The organism is Pseudomonas sp., assembly GCF_050739655.1.
Taxonomy (GTDB): domain Bacteria; phylum Pseudomonadota; class Gammaproteobacteria; order Pseudomonadales; family Pseudomonadaceae; genus Aquipseudomonas.
Window position 1 is genome coordinate 20,926 of record NZ_JBOIBY010000700.1, and the last position, 18,633, is coordinate 39,558.

Annotated in this window: 15 protein-coding genes and 4 pseudogenes; 11 read left to right on the plus strand and 8 right to left on the minus strand. The window is 57.8% G+C overall.

From position 1 onward, the window contains the following. Positions 1-60: 60 nt before the first annotated feature. From ACRESJ_RS33005 to ACRESJ_RS33020, 4 genes are all read left to right on the plus strand, one after another. Positions 61-1,719 (plus strand): acyl-CoA synthetase, encoded by a 1,659-nt coding sequence (locus tag ACRESJ_RS33005; RefSeq protein ID WP_431761636.1) that lies wholly within the window; start codon positions 61-63, stop codon positions 1,717-1,719. Between the two features lie 184 nt (positions 1,720-1,903). Then, the gene (locus ACRESJ_RS33010; protein ID WP_421527561.1) at positions 1,904-3,481 is read left to right on the plus strand and encodes an aldehyde dehydrogenase (NADP(+)); all 1,578 of its coding nucleotides are present in this window, start codon (positions 1,904-1,906) and stop codon (positions 3,479-3,481) included. Between the two features lie 98 nt (positions 3,482-3,579). Further along, entirely contained in the window at positions 3,580-4,848 is a 1,269-nt protein-coding gene (locus tag ACRESJ_RS33015; RefSeq protein WP_197888262.1) for an OprD family porin, read from the plus strand. Positions 4,849-5,409: 561 nt separating this feature from the next. Further along, a complete protein-coding gene (locus tag ACRESJ_RS33020) occupies positions 5,410-6,264 on the plus strand; it encodes an AraC family transcriptional regulator (protein ID WP_110675872.1) in 855 nt (284 codons plus the stop codon). A gap of 104 nt (positions 6,265-6,368) precedes the next feature. On the opposite strand, the gene ACRESJ_RS33025 is transcribed toward ACRESJ_RS33020, so the two are convergent. Beyond that, positions 6,369-6,659, minus strand: coding sequence for a DUF6388 family protein (locus ACRESJ_RS33025; RefSeq protein ID WP_110675874.1), 291 nt, complete (start codon positions 6,657-6,659; stop codon positions 6,369-6,371). Positions 6,660-6,729: 70 nt separating this feature from the next. Continuing rightward, the gene (locus tag ACRESJ_RS33030) at positions 6,730-7,473 is read right to left on the minus strand and encodes an SPOR domain-containing protein (protein WP_338648114.1); all 744 of its coding nucleotides are present in this window, start codon (positions 7,471-7,473) and stop codon (positions 6,730-6,732) included. Positions 7,474-8,320: 847 nt separating this feature from the next. Here ACRESJ_RS33030 and ACRESJ_RS33035 point away from each other — a divergent pair. Next, complete coding sequence (locus tag ACRESJ_RS33035) at positions 8,321-9,628, plus strand: OprD family porin (protein WP_103406113.1); 1,308 nt, start codon at positions 8,321-8,323, stop codon at positions 9,626-9,628. 152 nt (positions 9,629-9,780) lie between these two features. Here the strand turns inward: ACRESJ_RS33035 and ACRESJ_RS33040 are convergent. The 3 genes and pseudogenes from ACRESJ_RS33040 to ACRESJ_RS33050 form a co-directional block, all read right to left on the minus strand. Next, positions 9,781-10,800 (minus strand): annotated as a pseudogene (locus tag ACRESJ_RS33040) (zinc-binding alcohol dehydrogenase family protein). Between the two features lie 10 nt (positions 10,801-10,810). Beyond that, on the minus strand, positions 10,811-11,104 hold the full coding sequence (locus tag ACRESJ_RS33045) for a putative quinol monooxygenase (protein ID WP_103406111.1): 294 nt from the start codon (positions 11,102-11,104) through the stop codon (positions 10,811-10,813). 188 nt (positions 11,105-11,292) lie between these two features. Beyond that, entirely contained in the window at positions 11,293-12,384 is a 1,092-nt protein-coding gene (locus ACRESJ_RS33050) for an NADH:flavin oxidoreductase/NADH oxidase (RefSeq protein ID WP_133077505.1), read from the minus strand. An 84-nt stretch (positions 12,385-12,468) separates the two neighbouring features. Between ACRESJ_RS33050 and ACRESJ_RS33055 the strand changes: the two genes are divergently transcribed. Then, positions 12,469-12,783 carry an ArsR/SmtB family transcription factor gene (locus ACRESJ_RS33055; RefSeq protein ID WP_017737778.1) on the plus strand — a complete coding sequence of 105 codons (315 nt, stop codon included), beginning with the start codon at positions 12,469-12,471 and terminating at the stop codon, positions 12,781-12,783. Between the two features lie 30 nt (positions 12,784-12,813). Here ACRESJ_RS33055 and ACRESJ_RS33060 read toward each other — a convergent pair whose 3' ends face one another. Further along, complete coding sequence (locus ACRESJ_RS33060) at positions 12,814-13,722, minus strand: LysR family transcriptional regulator (protein ID WP_431761637.1); 909 nt, start codon at positions 13,720-13,722, stop codon at positions 12,814-12,816. Between the two features lie 122 nt (positions 13,723-13,844). Between ACRESJ_RS33060 and ACRESJ_RS33065 the strand changes: the two genes are divergently transcribed. From ACRESJ_RS33065 to ACRESJ_RS33075, 3 genes and pseudogenes are all read left to right on the plus strand, one after another. After that, positions 13,845-14,588: an SDR family oxidoreductase gene (locus tag ACRESJ_RS33065; RefSeq protein WP_017737776.1), complete on the plus strand. Its 744-nt coding sequence runs from the start codon at positions 13,845-13,847 to the stop codon at positions 14,586-14,588. Between the two features lie 67 nt (positions 14,589-14,655). Next, positions 14,656-15,147 (plus strand): annotated as a pseudogene (locus ACRESJ_RS33070) (LysR family transcriptional regulator); the annotation flags it as partial. 37 nt (positions 15,148-15,184) lie between these two features. Continuing rightward, the gene (locus ACRESJ_RS33075) at positions 15,185-15,544 is read left to right on the plus strand and encodes a hypothetical protein (RefSeq protein WP_236299113.1); all 360 of its coding nucleotides are present in this window, start codon (positions 15,185-15,187) and stop codon (positions 15,542-15,544) included. A 219-nt stretch (positions 15,545-15,763) separates the two neighbouring features. On the opposite strand, the pseudogene chrA reads toward ACRESJ_RS33075, so the two are convergent. Together chrA and ACRESJ_RS33085 are read right to left on the minus strand one after the other, a co-directional pair. After that, positions 15,764-16,610 (minus strand): annotated as a pseudogene (gene chrA, locus ACRESJ_RS33080) (chromate efflux transporter); the annotation flags it as partial. 97 nt (positions 16,611-16,707) lie between these two features. Then, positions 16,708-16,836, minus strand: a pseudogene (locus ACRESJ_RS33085) (Na+/H+ antiporter NhaA); the annotation flags it as partial. Positions 16,837-17,125: 289 nt separating this feature from the next. On the opposite strand from ACRESJ_RS33085, the gene ACRESJ_RS33090 reads away from it, so the two are divergent. Next, positions 17,126-18,121 (plus strand): zinc-dependent alcohol dehydrogenase family protein, encoded by a 996-nt coding sequence (locus ACRESJ_RS33090; RefSeq protein WP_431761638.1) that lies wholly within the window; start codon positions 17,126-17,128, stop codon positions 18,119-18,121. A gap of 181 nt (positions 18,122-18,302) precedes the next feature. After that, positions 18,303-18,605 carry a putative quinol monooxygenase gene (locus ACRESJ_RS33095; RefSeq protein WP_032902063.1) on the plus strand — a complete coding sequence of 101 codons (303 nt, stop codon included), beginning with the start codon at positions 18,303-18,305 and terminating at the stop codon, positions 18,603-18,605. Positions 18,606-18,633 lie beyond the last annotated feature (28 nt).

Below are 18,633 nucleotides of genomic sequence, written 5' to 3' on the forward strand. Positions count from 1 at the left end.
TGCAGCCTGTGCCGGTTCCGTTGGGGAGCCGGTCGTTCAGCTTTCTCGGGGAAAATCAGCATGCCAGGCTCCAATCCTTATGACCTCGGCCTTGAGCAAAGTCCGGTCAACTACCGGCCTCTCACGCCGCTGGGCTTCATAGCCCGCACCGCCCAGGTATATCCGCAGCGGTTGGCGGTTATCCATGGTGCGCGTCGATACAACTGGTCCGAGACCTACGACCGGGTCTGCCGCCTGTCATCTGCGCTCAAGGCCGCGGGCATTGGCCGTGGCGATACGGTGGTATTGATCGCCGCCAACACCCCGGAGATGATCGAGGCGCATTTCGGCGTACCGATGTGTGGCGCGGTCTTGTGCACGGTCAACACCCGGCTCGATCCTGCGGCAATCGCCTACATCCTGATGCATTGCGAAGCCCGGCTCGTGATCAGCGACACCGAATACGCGAGCGCCGTCGGCCAGGCGCTGGCACTTTTGGAGCACCGGCCAAGGGTGATCGACATCGATGACAGCGAGGGGCCGGGCGGCGAGCGTCTGGGTGAGCTCGACTACGAGGCGTTCATCGGCGCGGCTTCTACAGACGAGCATTGGCAGGAACCTGTGGACGAGTGGCAGCCGATTGCCCTGAACTACACCTCGGGCACCACAGGGCGTCCCAAGGGGGTGGTTTATCACCATCGGGGGGCTTATCTGGCGGCGCTTTCAAATATGCTCGACTGGCAAATGCCGCGGCACTCCATCTTCTTGTGGACCCTGCCCATGTTCCATTGCAATGGCTGGGGCTTCGTCTGGACCATGGCGGTCAACGCCGGCACTCACGTGTGTCTTCGCCGCTGTGAACCGCAACGCGTGCTGTCGATGATTCGACAACACGGTGTTACCCATTACTGCGGCGCGCCAGTGGTGCACGCCATGCTGGCCCATGCGCCAAAGGAGTGGAAAGTCGGGATCAGCCACCGTGTTCATGGCCTGATCGGTGGCGCTCCGCCCCAACTGCCGGTGATTGCGGCGTTGCATCGAATGGGCATCGATCTTTTGCAGATATACGGTCTGACGGAGGTCTACGGTCCCGCTGTGGTATGTGCCGAGCACCAGGAATGGAGCGAGCTTTCCACCGACTTGCTGACCGAACGCAAAGGTCGACAAGGCGTGCGTTATACGGCTCAGGAAAATATGGCGGTCCTGGACCCCGAGGACTTCACGCCGGTGCCGCGCGATGGCCGCAGCATTGGCGAAGTGATGTTCCGCGGCAACATGACGATGATGGGCTACCTGAAGGATCCGCAGGCCACCGCCGAGGCCTTTTCGGGTGGCTGGTTTCATTCCGGCGATCTTGCCGTGGTGCATGAGGACGGCTACATCCAGATCAGAGACAGGGCTAAGGACATCATCATTTCAGGTGGTGAGAACATCAGTTCGGTCGAGGTCGAGGAAGTGCTTTACCGGCATCCGGCTGTCCGTACCGCGGCGGTGGTTGCCATGCCCCATGCCAAGTGGGGCGAGACCCCCTGTGCCTTTGTCGAGACGAGCCCTGACGCGAGCATCGGCGAAGCGGAACTCATCGCCCATTGCCGTTCCTGCCTGGCCCATTACAAGGTGCCGACGCGGGTCATCGTGGGGGATTTGAGCAAGACGGCAACTGGCAAGGTGCGCAAAGTCGAACTGCGTGAACACGCCTTGCGGCTGGCTTCGAAAGATGCGGCCATCCCGATCGATTGAAGGAAGTTTGAGATTGAAATTCTGGTTTCCGTAGGCCTGTTCGGGCTTGCGCGATTTTGTGCAAAAAAAATTCAACTGGATGCCTCATCCAAGTCGAGTGACGTTGCAGCCGCGGATATTGTCGGCGGCGATCACGACGGTCTGGTGGTTTCGGCATCCCTGCCTTTTGAGCGAGGAGACACGCATGAAAATTCTCGGGCATAACTACACTGGCGGTACACGTCGCGGTGAAAGCGGCGTCAATCTGCACAGCTACGATGCGACCTCTGGCGAGAGGTTACCCTATGACTTCGTCCAGGCGAGCCCCGCCGAAGTCGATGCGGCTGCCCTGGCCGCCGCTTCGGCTTATCCCACCTATCGTGCACTGCCGGCTGTCAAGCGTGCGGAGTTTCTCGACGCTATTGCCGACGAACTGGATGCACTGGGTGATGACTTCGTTTCCCTGGTAACCCGCGAAACCGCGCTGCCTGCCGGCCGTATCCAGGGTGAGCGTGGCCGTACCAGCGGCCAGATGCGGCTGTTTGCAAACGTGTTGCGCCGTGGCGATTTTTACGGTGCCCGTATCGACCTGGCGCAACCCGATCGCAAGCCGCTGCCGCGTGTCGATCTGCGTCAGTGCAAGATGGGCGTCGGCCCGGTGGCTGTATTCGGTGCCAGCAACTTCCCGCTGGCATTCTCCACGGCAGGTGGTGATACCGCCGCCGCCCTGGCTGCTGGTTGTCCGGTGGTGTTCAAGGCGCACAGTGGCCATATGGCGACCGCCGAGTGCGTGGCCGATGCCATCATCCGTGCCGCGCAACAGACCGGCATGCCCAAAGGCGTGTTCAACATGATCTACGGCGCAGGCGTTGGCGAGGCACTGGTTAAACACCCGGCGATCCAGGCCGTTGGTTTCACCGGCTCGCTCAAAGGCGGTCGCGCGCTGTGCGACATGGCCGCGGCGAGGCCGCAGCCGATTCCGGTGTTCGCCGAGATGTCCAGCATCAACCCGGTTCTGGTGCTACCCGAAGCGCTCAAACAGCGTGGTGCCAGCGTGGCCAACGAGCTGGCCGCTTCGGTGGTCATGGGCTGTGGCCAGTTCTGCACCAAACCCGGTCTGGTGATCGGCATTCGCTCGCCGGAGTTCTCCAGCTTTATTGAAAAAATCGCCGGCTTGATGGGTGATCAGCCAGCGCAAACCATGCTCAATGCCGGCACCCTGCACAACTACGAGAAGGGGCTGGCGGTACTGCATGCACATAAGGCCATCAAGCATCTGGGGGGGCAGGCACAGGAAGGTGAGCAAGCCAGGCCGCAGTTGTTCCAGGCCGATGTCAGCCTGTTGCTGGAAGACGACGAGTTGCTCCAGGAAGAGGTTTTCGGACCGATCGCCGTGCTGGTCGAAGTGGCTGACAAGGCCGAGTTGATCAAGGCGCTGCATGGCCTGCACGGTCAGCTTACCGCGACCCTGATTGCCGAGCCAGGCGACTTGGCTGCATTCGCCGAACTGGTGCCTGTGCTGGAGCAAAAAGCCGGCCGGTTACTGCTCAACGGCTACCCGACCGGCGTCGAGGTGTGTGACGCGATGGTGCACGGCGGGCCTTATCCCGCCACCTCGGATGCGCGCGGCACCTCCGTCGGTACGCTGGCCATCGACCGCTTCCTGCGCCCGGTGTGCTACCAGAACTACCCGGACACGCTACTGCCGGAGGCGTTGAGGAATGCCAACCCGCTGGGCATTCAGCGTCTGCTGGACGGTTGCAGTACCACCCAGGCGATATAAGGCGTCATCCGCAGATGCTGATGGATGTCGGTTCGCCGGGTATCTCGACGTAATGCCGTTTGGAATCGCCGATTACCACCTAACAAGAAGAGAGAACTATGCACGTACTTCGTCCCACCCATACTTTTCTGCTGTCCGGCCTTACTGGGGTTTTTGGCGTTTGTTCATCCGCTTCGGCTGAGTTCCTTGCGGACAGCAAGGCCAGTCTGGACATGCGCAATTTCTATATGAACCGAGACTTCCGCCAGCCAGCGGCCCCACAAAACAAGGGGGAGGAGTGGGCGCAAGGCTTCCTGTTGCGCTACGAATCCGGCTATACCGAAGGACCCGTAGGCGTGGGGGTCGATGCGCTTGGTTTACTCGGCATCAAGCTGGATTCGAGCCCGGATCGCGCGGGCGCCACCGGTCTGCTACCGCGTGGCGCCGAGTCGAGGAGGGCACCCGATGACAATAGCGAGCTTGGCCTGACTGCCAAGCTCCGGGTCTCCAAGTCCACCCTCAAAGTGGGGACCCTGATTCCCAAGCTGCCGGTATTGCAGCCCAACGATACACGGCTGCTGCCGCAGACCTTCCAGGGGGGCTGGCTGAACTCGACGGACCTCGCGAGTCTGACCTTCGACGCCGGTCGCCTCACCCAGGTGAACCAGCGCGACTCGACCAATCGCGAAGACATGACCGTCATGAAAGGCCCCAGGCGCAACATCGTGACCGGGGCGAGGGCCACCACCGACCAGTTCGACTTTCTCGGTGGCAATTTCATGTGGAGCAAGACGCTCAGTACTGGCTACCACTACGCGCAGTTGGACGACCTGTACAAGCAGCATTATCTGACGGTGATGCATGTGTTGCCTATTGCCGAGGGGCAGGCGCTGAAATCCGATCTGCGTTGGGCCCGTTCGACCGATGACGGCAGCAGCAATGTCGACAACCAAATGCTCGGCGCCATGTTCACCTATTCAATGGGTGCGCACGCCTTCGGTCTCAGCTACCAGAAAATGAGCGGCGATACCGGTTTCGCCAACGTTCAGGGCACCGATCCGTACCTGGTCAACCTGCTGCAAATCAACGACTTCGGCAATCAGGACGAGCGCTCCCTGCAAGCCCGTTACGACTTCAACTTCGCCGGCCTCGGCATTCCTGGCCTGACCTTTATGACCCGCTATGTAAAAGGCGACCAGGTCGACCTGGGAGTCGCTTCGGGAACCGGCAAGGAGTGGGAACGTAATACCGACATCGGCTATGTGATCCAGAGTGGCGCGCTGAAAAATGTCGGCATCAAATGGCGCAACGCGACTTATCGCTCGAGCTTTGCCAGTGAAATCGACGAGAATCGCCTGATCGTCAGCTACAGCCTCCCGCTCTGGTAAGGCTGTTGCGTCGATGTCCATGCCGGGCGCCGTTCTGGCAAAAGGGTAGATTCACGAGTCAGGAACTCCCGAGCAGATCTTCGACCGTCCGAAAAAAAGCTGAACGGCAGACTTTTTACGCTCGGTGCTCTGAAGATCAGGCTCTTGCAATGAGAGCGGCGAATCCGCGGTTATCGGCTGATGCCGTAACCGCGGTCGTGGCGTGCCGGATGTGTTTGATGCCTAAAAGCAAAACGTGGAGCGCAGCACCAGTATTTGCGAGTTGTTGCCGCCGGCGCTTTTGATCGCGGAACCGATGTCTTAGAACAAATAGTCGGAGTCAACGAAAACGTTAGCGGTCGGGGTCCAATTGGCGTTGGCCTGATACAGGGTGACCAAGCGTTTTCCGCTGCTGGTGGTTGTTCCGGGGGCTGCGAAAGTCGAGGTAGACGCTCGGTCATTCGTGCGCGATAGTGGCCAGCCAACATTGAGAGATCGCCGGGGTCTAGAAACAGATAGGCGCCGCGATTATTCTTCATTGTGGCCGATAACAACATCGCTTCAAGCGAGCGGAGGAATCTGATGTCCATAGCCCAACGGGTTTTCCACGGCAGGTTTGGCCGGGTCGCCTTGCTGAATATGGATCGTTCGCTGGTTACCCACACCCATTCCGAATGCCATGTGCTGGTCAAGGTGTCCGGCGAAGACACTTATTTCAACGTCAACGGTCGGCGGGTTCCACTCAGCGATCGCACGGCGGTGCTGGTCAACGCCTGGGAGCCGCATTTCTACGATCCGCAGCCAGGCGCCGGTGCCACCGTAATCCTGGCGCTTTACATCGAGCCCGCTTGGCTGGCCACTGCTCAGCAGTCGCTGGCACTCAGCGCCCGACCTGATTTTTTTGCCCAGTCGTGCATCGAATTGAAGAGCCGTAATCGCACCTTGGCCGACATCCTGGTCGCCGAAGCCCATGGCTGCGGGATCGTGCCGAAGGAGCGCATGGAATTCATGCTGTTCGACTTCCTGATTGAACTGATCGAGGACTTTTCCAGCTGGCGGCATTTATCGCTACTCGGTGCGCCGAACTCAGCTGAGTTCCGTGACGCGCGCGTGCGTCGTGGCACCGCATGGTTGCTTGAGCACCTCGATGATCCGAACCCGATCGACAACGCCGCGCGAGCTTGTGGTCTGTCGCGGGCGCACTTCTTTGCGCTGTTCAAAAAAGATACCGGCCTGACGCCGACCCTGCTGCTTAACGATGCGCGCATGCGGCGGGCTTTTGCCTGGCTGGAACGTGAGCGCAGTGGAACGTTGGGCCTGTTGTCGGAGAACCTCGGGTTCTCCGAGCAAGGTCATTTCACACGGTTTTTCCGTCAGCACATCGGAGCTTCACCCAGCCAGTATCGGCGCGTAGTGGATTGTTATACGACGGCTTGAACCGAGAGGAGGGCGGGGGGTATTGGGCAATACTCCCGCCGATGAAGTTAGTCTTTCATCTTGAAATTGCCGGTTTTTATAGATGACCAAACTTGTAGAGTCTATTAATTGTCGAGAGAATCATAGATCTCTTTCATGCGTTCTTCGCGCATCAACTCAAGTTCTTCTTTGGTTTCAGCTACCCACTGCAGGATAAAATCCCAGCAATCGCAGTCGTGAGCATCCGCTTCTGTTTCAAAAGCTTCTTTCAGAAATTTAAGGCGATATTCTTCTGGCGAGAGCCTGCAGTTTTCAGCGAGGCTGTAATTCAGCTCGCTGAGTTCAAGCTGAATCCATAGATTGGCGTCCAGGAATTTCTTCAGGGCAAGTTCGGCTCTAAGTTCTTTTGCGATCATGAATGCTCTCTTGTGGCATGCAATAAGTAGCTGGTTGTTCAAGGTCGGCCCAGCGCTAAATTGGACTATGTCAATTTCCTGCCGTCATCCATCCTCGAACGCCATGACTTTCACTCAGCTCTTTCACGACTCGAGCCGCGTCCTGCTTATGTTTATATGGGCCTATGACGACAAAGTTGTTTTCTTTACGCGCTACCGGCAACTCCAGTTGCTGAATGGCTTTTAGTGCGCGATGGCGGCTGGGCGTATTCAATGCAATTTCGATCACCCAAAGGCCGAATGAAGGCGTGGCTGGAGCTGCGTTTTTAGCGTGGAAAATGTAGCCGCCGCACGTCAAGCACGTGCGTTCCAGCGTGATTAGCGAGCCTGGTACGGTGCCAAAGACATGCCATTGCGGATCATCGGTTCTTTTGCGGGCGAAGATTGCCAAGAGCAGGCCGGTAAAGGCAATCAGCCCGCTGAGGATGATTGTCCATATGCGTGCCTGTGCGGGTAAAGAGGACAGCGTAAGTACTGGTGTTTCGTCTGGCTTTTCGTACAAAAACTGTACGGCGTCAGCCTCCGTTGAGTCGGGTGTGCGGGATTCGTTTTTTGCAAGGGGCGTGAGTTCGTCGGGAAGATTTGTACTGATCTCTGTCGCAACTTTATTAGCAATGTCGTCAAATTCGTGCTCGAAGTCTGTCACTTTTTGCTGGATGTATGAATTGTCGACGTTATTTTCACAAGTTGGTCCTGTGGACGTGTAGATCCATAGTAGAGCTGATAGTTGCCATAAAACGTTAGTTACCAGTAAGCCCAAGCTAAGCTTTCGCACGGCGCCCTCTCCAAATCAAGTGAATAGTTATTTGTGCCATTTCTTTTTATAAAGAAAGGTTTTATTTCTGATCCTGAGATGGTCTGAGTTCTCGAGCGCGTCAGTGTGCCCAAGCGCCAAAATTAGTTGGCTGCTTTTTGTTGTTTTAAAGAACATCGGGCGTGCACTTTATAGACTACTGATTCACGAAAAAGGCTCAGATAGTCGAAAAAAACCATATCAGAATGGGAGAGGTTAATCCTATGAAATACTTGTATTTAAGATAAATATCGTGGCCAAAGTGCCTTGTGGAAAACCGCGAAGGATCTGCATTCGCCACTTATGTGATGAACACTCAAAATTCAAAAGTTATAGAGCCCGGTCGCTATCCATAAAGTCATCAAAGTCGTCGAACATGACCGGAATTGTGTCGGGTCCCAGCCCCTTAAATCAGACGCAAAGACAAATTTCCAGACTTCGGCGCAAAACTCCATCTCCCCAGGCAAGGCGCTCCCTGCGCCTTTCACACACACTTGGCTCTAGCGCTCTCGCGCTGTAAAACAACAAGGAGCCACGAAAAATGACCAGATTCCCACCTGCTATCGAAAGGCAGACCTGCCATATCGGCGCCCTCCGGGTACGCTACATGCGACGATCATCCGTTCACCTCATGCTCATGTGCAGATCACCTCGGTGGTTTTTTCCATCCCGCTGCCATGGAGCAGGATGTTCAGAAGAATAAAATGGCGTGCCAATTATCGGGTTAGTTGAAATTGACTAAGTACCGGTCCTTCGTGTGCGTTGCGTTGACCTCTAAGATTTTGCGTTGCTTCTATTACTTTAAAATAACAAAGGGAGCGCTATACAATTGAGTAGAAAAAAAATTGCTGCAAGTTCGGTGTTTCTTGGTATCACCCTGAGTGCACAGGCGCATGCTGACTTTCTAAGTGATAGCAAGGCCACCTTGGGGATGAGGAACTTCTACTTCAATAACGACAACCGCGATGGCACTGCCGCCCCTTCCAAAACCGAAGAATGGGCGCAGGGTTTCATGTTGGACTTCAAATCGGGTTATACCGATGGCATGGTTGGCTTTGGTGTCGATGGCCTGGGATTGCTGGGGGTTACCCTGGACAGCGGCAAAGGACGGCATGTCGGCAGCACCATGATGCCTTCTGACAGTGACAACCGTGCCGTCGACGAGTGGAGCCGGGTGGGGCTGACCGGAAAAGTCAAAATGTCGAAAACTGAACTTCGCTACGGCACCTTGATTCCGAAACTCCCAATTCTGGTTGCCAACGATGGGCGCGTACTTCCACAAACCTTCGAGGGCGGTCAAATCACCTCGAGCGAGTTCAAGGGGCTGACCTTGACTGGAGGTCGGATCGAACATGCGACAGGGCGTGGTTCAAGCGATCAGACGGGGTTGGCCGTTGCTGGTGGTACGCGTGAGAGCAATCAGTTTGACTTCGCCGGGGGCGATTGGAACGTCACCAAGGATCTGACAGCTCAGTACTACTACGCAAACCTCGATAACTACTATACGCAGCATTTTTTTGGATTGATTCACACCCTTGCGCTCTCGGACAATCAGTCCCTTAAAACCGACCTGCGCTACTTCAAAACTGACTCGTCAGGTGCAAATAGCTCCGGTACGTCAGGCTACAGAATTAATGGCTACACCAAAAACGGTGATGGAGAGATCGACAACCGTACCTGGAGTGCCGCGTTGATTTACACGCTGGGTGGCCACGCGATTACTGCGGGGTACCAAAGTGTGTCGGATGGCAGCAACTTCACTCAACTCAATCAGGGCAGCCTGATAGACAAGGGCGCCGGTGGAGCAAGCCTGTATCTGTATACAGACCGTCTGATCCAAACGTTCACCCGCGCAGGCGAGCGCACAGCTTTCGGTCAGTATGCTTACGACTTTGCCGCTCTGGGAGTTCCTGGCCTGAAAGGCTCGGTCATGTACCTCTCCGGCGATAATATTAAAACTACGTCCGGCGACAACCAAAAGGAATGGGAAAGAGACATTAGCCTGGACTACGTCCTTCAGTCCGGAGCGCTTAAAGGTGTCGGGTTCGGCTGGCGTAACGGCAAGTCCAACAGCGAAGCGGCTCGTAACGTAGATCAGAACCGAGTTTTTGTAAGCTATAGCATTCCGCTTCTCTAACGAGTGTCATGAGGACGAATAGCCGCTTTCAGTCCGGCCACGCTGAGGAAGGCACCCGATAACACGGGTGCTTCTGTGCAGGATTATCCGCCCGACGCTCAGGACATTAGGTAGGTGGTGCAGCCGGTTTGATTTATTTTGTCTACGCCCTCTTAGAAGCCTTCCAGCACGATCTTGCCCTTCGCCTTGCCGCTTTCCAGCAGAGCATGGGCTCGACGAAGATTTTCTACGCTGATGCGCCCGTAGTTGTCGCCAACGGTGGTGCGCAAGTCGCCCCTATCAACGCGCCGCGCAATTTCGTTGAGGATGTTGTGCTGCTCCTGCATGTCCTCTGTCTCGTAAAGCGAGCGGGTGTACATCAGCTCCCAGTGCAACGACAGGCTCTTGCGCTTCATCGGTACGACGTCAAGCGTGGCCGGGTCATCGATCAGGCCCAGCCTGCCCTGAGGTTTCAGTGACTCGATAATTTGCTCGAAGTGCCGATCGGTCTGGGTCAGGCTGGCGACATAGCTGACTTGTGCGATACCGAAGCGTTTGAGCTCCTCGCTGAGTGGCTTGGTATGGTCAATGACATGATGCGCACCAAGCTCGGTGACCCAGGCCTGCGTTTCAGGGCGCGAAGCCGTACCAATGATCGTCAACCCGGTTAGCTGACGAGCCAGCTGAGTCAGGATTGAACCCACCCCGCCTGCAGCGCCGATGATCAGCAGCGTTTCGCCTCGGTCGGTGGTATCGCGTGCAACACCCAGGCGATCAAAAAGTAATTCCCAGGCGGTCAGGGAAGTCAGCGGCAATGCCGCAGCCTGGCTGAAATCCAGCGACTGGGGCATTGAGCCGACGATGCGTTCGTCCACCAGTTGCAGCTCACTGTTGCTGCCCGGGCGGATCAGCGATCCGGCTTACCAGACCTTGTCACCGGGCTTGAATAGCGTCACGTCGCTGCCGACCGACTTGACCACGCCGGTAGCGTCCCAACCGAGGATACGCGGCTGGCTTTCGTCCTCGTGCGGTACGTATCCCTGCCGCACCTTGGTATCGACAGGATTGACCGATACGGCCTTTATCTCTACGAGCAAGTCGCGCGGCCCCGGCACTGGCTCGGGTATATCGATCTCCACCAAGGCGTCGGGATGTTCAACAGGCAGGCATTTGAAGTGTGCAATGGCTTTCATTCGAAGATCCTCAGGAGATGCGATACATTTTCGTGATGGTGAGCTTTTCAGCAGCACGTTCGATGAAAGGGAGCGCTGTCTGAAAATGCGGTGTCGCTTCGTGAGCAGTCAGCGCCGCTTCGTCCCGCCACTGCTCGATCATGTGGAAAGTGCGAGCCTGCTCGGCATCACGGTGGAAATCGTACTGGATGCAGTCCGCTTCGCTTCGGCTTGGGCCTTGCAGGCCCTGCAGCGTCTGCTCGAGCTCGACTTCGAAGCCGGCCTTGGCGACCAAGGTGGCAATCAGTGTCAGAGGGGTGGTCATCAAACCTCCTGTCTGTGTGCGATATGAAGAGGGAGCATTGGCTGGCACGGGTGTATCGAAGATGTCCATGCCGGCCATGCGGCCAAAAACCTGAATCCGGGTGAGAGCGCGACAACAATCTTGCCAACTTGGGCATTCGACCAAGTTGATAGCCCTAAGGCCACGCGAGCGCTCTCGCTCCGGCGGGATCACCTGTAGCGTTCAAGCCAATGGGCATAGGGAGCGGGCAAGGTCCAGGCAGCACGCTCTACACCCAGCGCCTGGGCGGCTGAATAGGACCAGTTAGGATTGCCCAGGTGCGCCCGGCCAATCATCGCCAGGTCCAGTTGACCACTTCTCACCGCTTCTTCGGCGACGCTCGGCGTGCCGAAGCCCCATGCCGAGGCCACCGCAATCCCCGCCTCGCGCCTTACGCGCTGAGTAACTTCGCCCATGAATCCGGGGGCCCAAGGAATGTTGGATTCAGGGATGGTGAACCCGATACTGACGCTGAGCAAGTCCAATCCACCGTCCTTGAAACGACGTGTCAGTTCGATAGCCTCTGACAAGGTCTGCTCGTCCCGGCCGTCGTATTCGATGACACCCAGGCGAGCGGTGAGCGGCAAGTGCTCTGGCCATACTTCGCGAACCGCCGCCAGTGTTTCCAGCAGAAAGCGGCTACGGTTATCGAAGTTTCCGCCGTAGGCGTCGTCACGAAGGTTGGAGTGTTCAGAGAGGAATGACTGGGCCAGATAGCCATGGGCGAAATGCAGCTCCAGCCACTCGAAGCCGGCCTCACGTGCACGGCGAGCGGCTGAGACAAAATCCTCGCGCACCCGGGCGATATCCTCCAGCGTCATGGCTTTGGGCAGCTTGGCGAGATGAGCGCCAAAGGCAACAGCCGACGGGGCGATGGTCTGCCAGCCACGCGCATCATCCTCGCCGATATGATCGTCACCTTCCCAAGGGCGGTTCGCACTGGCCTTGCGCCCCGCGTGGGCAATCTGGATACCTGGCACTGCGCCGGCAGCCTTGATCGATTGCACCACCGGCACGAAGGCGCGGGCGAGCTCATCATTCCAGATACCAGCGCAGCCAGGCGTGATCCGTCCTTCGGGGGACACGGCGGTCGCCTCGACGACCACCAGTCCCGCCCCGCCCCGCGCGAGGGTGGCATAGTGCACAGTGTGCCAGTCGTTGATCAGGCCATCATCAGCCGAGTACATGCACATGGGGGGAATCGCGATCCGGTTGCGAAGGGAAATATCCTTGAGCGTGAAAGGTTGGAACAGCGCAGACATCAGGTTTTTCTCCGAAGTTTATATTTCCGTTGTTCGATAATATTCGAACTATTGGCATAGAGCAAACCCGTGTATGATTCGCTCATGCGCCCCTTCAAACACCTTCCTCTCAGCGAATTCGTTCTTGAGCGTCTGTTTTACGCCTTGAGCGACCCTGTGCGCCTGGAGATTGTCCGGCGTCTCGCCGAGCTGGGAGAGGCCAGCTGTGGCGAGCTGGACGGTGGCCGTGCGAAGTCCACCATGTCCCACCATTTCCGGGTGCTGCGAGATGCCGGACTGGTTCAAACCCAGACCATCGGCACGACCCACATGAACTCGTTGCGTAGGGAAGACTTGAGTCACCGTTTTCCGGGCCTGCTGGAAACGATCCTGTCCCAGTACGACGAAAAAGGAAGATGAGGCTCACGGGTGTTTTTCCACCCAACTCTTTCAGCGCGCGCTCTGCGCAAAAACACGCGGATCTGAGAAGCAGTTGACCAGGTGGTCGTACACCAGCCTCACTCTCGGTGCCACGGGCCCTGATTGCGGGCGATACATGATCAATTCGGAAGGCGGCGGGGCATCGTGTTGCATGACCTCGACCAGTCGCCCTTCAGACAGATAGGGTTCTGCCAGATAACCGGGCATTTGCCCAAAGGCGATTCCCGCCAGAACAATCTCTCGCTCGGTTTCTGGATCGTCGCAGGTAAATGCCGGGGAGGCAGGCAGGAACGCTTGCCCCTCGGCAAGCACCCACGGCCAGGGGCGACCGTTGTTGCGATCGATCAGCATCGACAAGGGCAAGCGTTTCAGATCCTCGATGTTGCCAGGACGTTGCACGGTGTTGAGGAGTGACGGCGCTGCAACGATTTTCAGGGCGACATGGGCCACCGTTCTGGCGATATAGCGCCGATCCCGCACAGCTCCGACACGAATACCGATGTCAATCGTGTTGGCCACCGCGTCGGTGAGCTGGTCATCCAGGCTCAGGTCGATGCTCAGGCCGGGATTCTCCCGCATCAGCGGTTTCAGAAACTCAATCAGATACAGCTTGCCAATGGCGTGGGGGGCCGTGATGCCGACGACGCCTTTTGCCTCCTGTTTACTGTTGGCGATAAACAACTGATCCACCCGTTCCAGGGTTTCCCGGGCTTGCAAGGCGAGTTTGGCACCAAAAGCGGTGACGTGAACCTGCCGCGTGCTGCGGTGGAACAACAGCTCCCCAAGCGTGCGCTCCAGTTCTTTGATGGCGCGTGTCACGGTCTGCGGAGAGGTGCCGAGGCGGGTGGCTGCATCGCGAAACGTGGTCGATTGCGCCGCCACCGAAAAGATCCGAATCAGCTCCATGCGATTGAGCATTGGCGTCAACTCCCGTTCCAGAAAATGGAATTCTCAAATCCGAACTCTTCCATTTTCTGACGAATAAAACCAGCGCAGACTGCACTCATCAACCCAAACAGGTCTCAACAGGAGCGCTGAACATGAGTAAAAACATCCAGGGTAAAGTGGTCGTTATCACCGGTGCGAGTAGCGGTCTGGGCGAAGCAACGGCGCGTCATCTGGCAGCGCTCGGCGCCCATGTAGTGCTTGGCGCCCGTCGCCAGGATCGTCTGGACGCGATTGTCCGGGAGATCGCCGCAGCAGGCGGCAAGGCGATTGCCCATCCGATCGATGTCACAAACAAAGAGGACTTGTCTGCGCTGGTCGCCAAGGCTGTCGAGGCATTCGGTCGCATCGATGTGATGATCAACAATGCAGGGCTGATGGCGATCTCTCCGATTTCGCAGCTGCGCGTCGAAGAGTGGGATCGCATGATCGACATCAACATCAAGGGCGTGTTGTATGGCATCGCGGCCGCGTTGCCGCTTTTCGAACAACAGGCCAGCGGTCACTTCATCAACATCTCTTCGGTTGCCGGCATCAAGGTGTTCAGCCCCGGTGGATCGGTGTACAGCGGTACCAAATTTGCGGTGCGCGCTATTTCCGATGGCCTGCGTCATGAAGTCGGCGGGAATATTCGCACGACGACCATCGAGCCGGGCGCGGTGGATTCCGAGCTCAAGTTCGGCAGCGGGCACCAGCCGAGCGCCGAGGTCGTTGGCGAGTTTTACAAGAAGGCCATCCCGGCTGATTCGGTTGCACGGGCCATCGCTTACGCGATCGAGCAACCTGCCGATGTCGATATCAACGAGATTGTTCTGCGTCCGACGGCGCAAGACTTCTGATAGTTAACCTGTGCCGTTTGTGCCCTTGCGCAAAAGCACGGGCGCGAGCGACTAAGCTTTAGCACTATTGAATACTTCGAATGTCTGGCCTGGAGCCAAACTTCCACGCAAGCCAACCAATATCGGTGATATCAACCCGTTTGTTTTTACCGTGAAGGCGGGAAGCTTTACCGCCGCGGCGATTACACTGGGCATGGACCCGCATTGTTCGCTTGGAGGACCGGATGGGCGCACGGTTGCTCAATCGCACGACGCGCAAACTGAGCCTGACAAACGAGGGGCAGATTGCGTATGAGCGCTGGCGGCAGATTATCGAGGATCTTGATGAGGTCGAGGTGACCATGGTCCGGGCCGTGGGCGGCCGACCGGTACCTTTAAACTCACGGTCCCGCTGTCCTTTGGTCAGCGCCATGTCCTGCCGATCCTTGATGCCTATCTGAAGCAGTGGCCTGAGCTGCACGTGGAGTTGTGGTTTACCGATCGCTTTGTCGACGCCCTTTTTACCACAGATGTAGCCGACTCCTCATCCTTCCCAGGAGCGTCATCCCGTTTTTCAACGCCTGTTTCAACCAGAAGCACTCACTATCGGTCCGATTTTGCCGCTGGAAACCCATCCCGGCCGAGCGGCCCCGACCATGCGCGGTCATTTCGAGATGGCGCAACGCGTCGAAGCGCTGGACTTTGGTGCGCTCTGGATGCGTGACATTCTTTTCTACGATCCGGATTATGGCGACGTGGCGCAGATGTTCGAACCGCTGGGCCATCCACAGCCAGCCAAGCGCCTATGCCAACAGCCAGCCGATGATGGTCCTCACCGACACGGCCGTGTTCCCAATAATGTGAATATAAGCAGCTCGCATGTTGTGGTCACGGCTATCCACTTCAAGGTTGTTGTGAGCATGCTCCGTGAATTCGACGGTCCGTTCACTAGATGGCAGAGCAACGGCTACTTTTGAACCCATGCGGCTCCGGAATTTCGCTGGTGGTTTCCAGAAAGCCGGCTGTCTGCATAGTTAAACACTTGCCGCGAACCGTCCTGGCGTATCGTCGTAACAGTGACATAGCCGGCCGAGAGAATACCATTCATCCGGAAGTCACTGTTGATAGGGGGGGGCGAGCCTGTGAAAAGCTTACCATTGACTGGTCTAATCCCATTCAGTCTGGAATCTTCAGCATGCGAACTGGGGCAAAGGACCGGGCACCGCTTGCGCAGCACCGTATCCGGCAAGAAACGCGTCATTGTTGACCTAGCCGGAGGGCACCACCTCAGCTTGCAACAGCGGCAGCACGACATGGCCGCCACCGAAGACCAGTAACCCGCTACGGAAGAAGGCATCCACCATTGCTACGGCATGACTCGGCAGCAGTTGGGCCAAGACAGGCAACCCCATCAGCAACGTACAGAACAGTGCTAGCCAGATCACTCCGGCACGCTGGCTTACCGCGATCGGCAGCGGATCGTGTGCGCAGTCCTGAGTGGGCTTGAACAGCAGCAGGCCAGCGATGGCAGCAGCAGCAATCATGCTGACCTGCCCCCACGCAGATGGCATAAGTAGGACGACACAGGCAGCAATCGCCATGCTGGTGACACGCAACACGTCCGGGCACAGGTTGCGTGCCCCATACAGCTTGGGCAACCACAGGTACTGCCACCACTTTCAGACCGTGGAGCGCTCCCGACGAGACGGCATCGCCTTAGTTAGATATACCCAGCGCGAACAGGACCAGGGCAATGGCTGAGGGCAGTGTGAATCCTGCCCAAGCCGCCATGGCTCCAGCGTAGCCCGAGCGGGACAGACCCAAGGCCATACCAATCTGACTGCTTGCAGGCCCTGGCAGGAATTGGCACAGTGCCAACAAGTCTGCATAACTGCGTTCGGACAACCAGCGCCGTCGTGTGACGAACTCGTCACGGAAATAGCCTAAGTGCACGATGGGGCCGCCGAAGGAGCTCAGTCCAAGGCGCAGAAAGATGAGAAAGACAGACCACGGGCTGTGGTGGTCAGTGTGGGTGTTTGTCATGCGTTTGCCTTCGTGCATGAAAGTAGCCGAAGGTTTGCCAGGTACCCGGCCGTCCGAGTGAGGCAAACCTGCTGGGCTGAATAGCTGGCGCTCTTGCGCCCAGGAGCAGTGCCAACGACACACCGAGCATGACCGTCAAAGAGCCTTCATTGGCCAGATTGACGCCATCAAGGCTTACGCCGGCATTGGCGAGCGCAAATAACGGCATGATTACATAGGCGACCCAGATGACCGGCGAAGAGCGAACCACGCCGTGGCGCACTTAGCGGATGGCAGCATTTTTTTCGACAGGGAGAGTTCATAGGCAGCGTAGATAGGGGGAGCAGGGACGGGCATAAAATTATTAAAATTACATATTTACAAATCTATATATGGCGAATAGCATTTGCATGTCCGTGAAGTAGCCACGCACCGGACACACAGACCGAAGCGACGTTGTAACGCGCGGGGCGGCTAACCTGCGCCAGCCAAGGGCTGGCTCGCTGCTCCCATCCCTCAATAGAAGGAGACCCAAAATGACCCGTGTTGTCCGTTTTCATCAGATCGGCGGCCCCGAAGTCTTGCAGATCGAAGAGCTCGAAGTTGGCGCTCCGGGCTCCGGCGAGCTGCGCATCCGCGTCGAGGCGATCGGCCTGAATCGCGCGGAAGCCATGTTCCGCTCGGGTGTGTACCTGGAGCCGACGCATCTGCCGGCCCGGCTCGGCTACGAAGCTTCCGGCATCGTCGAGGCGCTGGGCAGCGGCGTTCACGGCTTCGAGGTTGGCGAAGCGGTCAGCGTGATTCCGGCTTTTTCCATGAACAAGTTTGGCGTCTATGCCGAGCAGGCGATCGTGCCGGCCACGGGGGTTCTGAAGCGGCCGGCGGGCGTCGGCGCGGTGAAGGGGGCGGCGATCTGGATGCAGTATCTGACCGCCTATGGCGCACTGATCGAGATTGCCCAACTCAAGCGCGGTGATGCGGTGATCATCACGGCGGCTTCGAGCAGCGTCGGCTTGGCCGCGATCCAGATCGCCAACAGCGTCGGCGCCATTCCGATCGCGACGACCCGGACGCGCGCGAAGGAGGCGACGCTACGCGAGGCGGGGGCGGCGCATGTGATCGCCACCGAGGAGCAGGACCTGGTCGCGGAGGTAATGCGGATCACCGACGGCCGCGGCGCGCGCATCGCCTTCGACCCGGTCGCGGGGCCGCAAGTCGAAACACTGGCGCAAGCGATGAGTCAGCAGGGCCTGCTTTTCATCTATGGCAATCTCAGCGGTCAGGAGACGCCGTTCCCGGCCTTGGTAGCGATGAACAAGGCCCTGAGCGTGCGCGGCTACACGCTGTTCGAACTGACCGGTGATCCGCAACGCTTGGCGCCTGCGCAAGCCTTTATCACGCGCGGCCTCGAGGCCGGACAGCTGAAGCCGATCATTGCCAAGACCTTCCCCTTCGAGCAGATCGTCGAAGCGCACCGTTACATGGAATCGAACCAGCAGTTCGGCAAGATCGTCGTCACGGTATCTCGGTAGAGGCAGTTCGTGAAAGACCAGGAGAGGGCAGAGTCGCCTTTCCCGCGACTGCGGAAATGACTCGACGCTGCCCCTTCATCCCCGCCACGCTGGAGCTGGGCGGCAAATCGGCGAATATCGCGTTGGGCTTACTGGAATACGTCACGCATGGTGATGTCGTCGTAACAACAGGAGGTACGTCATGGTCAAAGTAGCGTTGTTCGTTCGTCTGGAAGCAAAGCCTGGGAAAGAGAAAGAGGTAGAGAACTTTCTCTTGGATGGCCTTCCAATAGTGGAGGAAGAGCCAGCCACTACGGCGTGGTTCGGAATCCGCTTGGGGCCGTCCACCTTTGGCATCTTTGACGCCTTCCCGGATGAAGCAGGTCGGCAGGCTCATCTTTCGGGCAAGGTCGCAGCGGCGCTTATGGCAAAGGCTGCCGAGCTGTTTGCCAAACCGCCGTCAATCGAGAAGGTTGACGTCCTGGCGGCCAAGCTACCCGGCTAAGCAAACCCAACAAGGCGCTCCAGTCGCG

What these genes read in the sequence shown, in the direction of transcription:
- ACRESJ_RS33005 (WP_431761636.1), top strand. Translation starts at nt 61, where the DNA reads ATGCCAGGCTCCAATCCTTATGACCTCGGCCTTGAGCAAAGTCCGGTC.
- ACRESJ_RS33010 (WP_421527561.1), top strand. Translation starts at nt 1,904, where the DNA reads ATGAAAATTCTCGGGCATAACTACACTGGCGGTACACGTCGCGGTGAA.
- ACRESJ_RS33015 (WP_197888262.1), top strand. Translation starts at nt 3,580, where the DNA reads ATGCACGTACTTCGTCCCACCCATACTTTTCTGCTGTCCGGCCTTACT.
- ACRESJ_RS33020 (WP_110675872.1), top strand. Translation starts at nt 5,410, where the DNA reads ATGTCCATAGCCCAACGGGTTTTCCACGGCAGGTTTGGCCGGGTCGCC.
- ACRESJ_RS33025 (WP_110675874.1), bottom strand. Translation starts at nt 6,659, where the DNA reads ATGATCGCAAAAGAACTTAGAGCCGAACTTGCCCTGAAGAAATTCCTG.
- ACRESJ_RS33045 (WP_103406111.1), bottom strand. Translation starts at nt 11,104, where the DNA reads ATGACCACCCCTCTGACACTGATTGCCACCTTGGTCGCCAAGGCCGGC.
- ACRESJ_RS33050 (WP_133077505.1), bottom strand. Translation starts at nt 12,384, where the DNA reads ATGTCTGCGCTGTTCCAACCTTTCACGCTCAAGGATATTTCCCTTCGC.
- ACRESJ_RS33055 (WP_017737778.1), top strand. Translation starts at nt 12,469, where the DNA reads ATGCGCCCCTTCAAACACCTTCCTCTCAGCGAATTCGTTCTTGAGCGT.
- ACRESJ_RS33060 (WP_431761637.1), bottom strand. Translation starts at nt 13,722, where the DNA reads ATGCTCAATCGCATGGAGCTGATTCGGATCTTTTCGGTGGCGGCGCAA.
- ACRESJ_RS33065 (WP_017737776.1), top strand. Translation starts at nt 13,845, where the DNA reads ATGAGTAAAAACATCCAGGGTAAAGTGGTCGTTATCACCGGTGCGAGT.
- ACRESJ_RS33090 (WP_431761638.1), top strand. Translation starts at nt 17,126, where the DNA reads ATGACCCGTGTTGTCCGTTTTCATCAGATCGGCGGCCCCGAAGTCTTG.
- ACRESJ_RS33095 (WP_032902063.1), top strand. Translation starts at nt 18,303, where the DNA reads ATGGTCAAAGTAGCGTTGTTCGTTCGTCTGGAAGCAAAGCCTGGGAAA.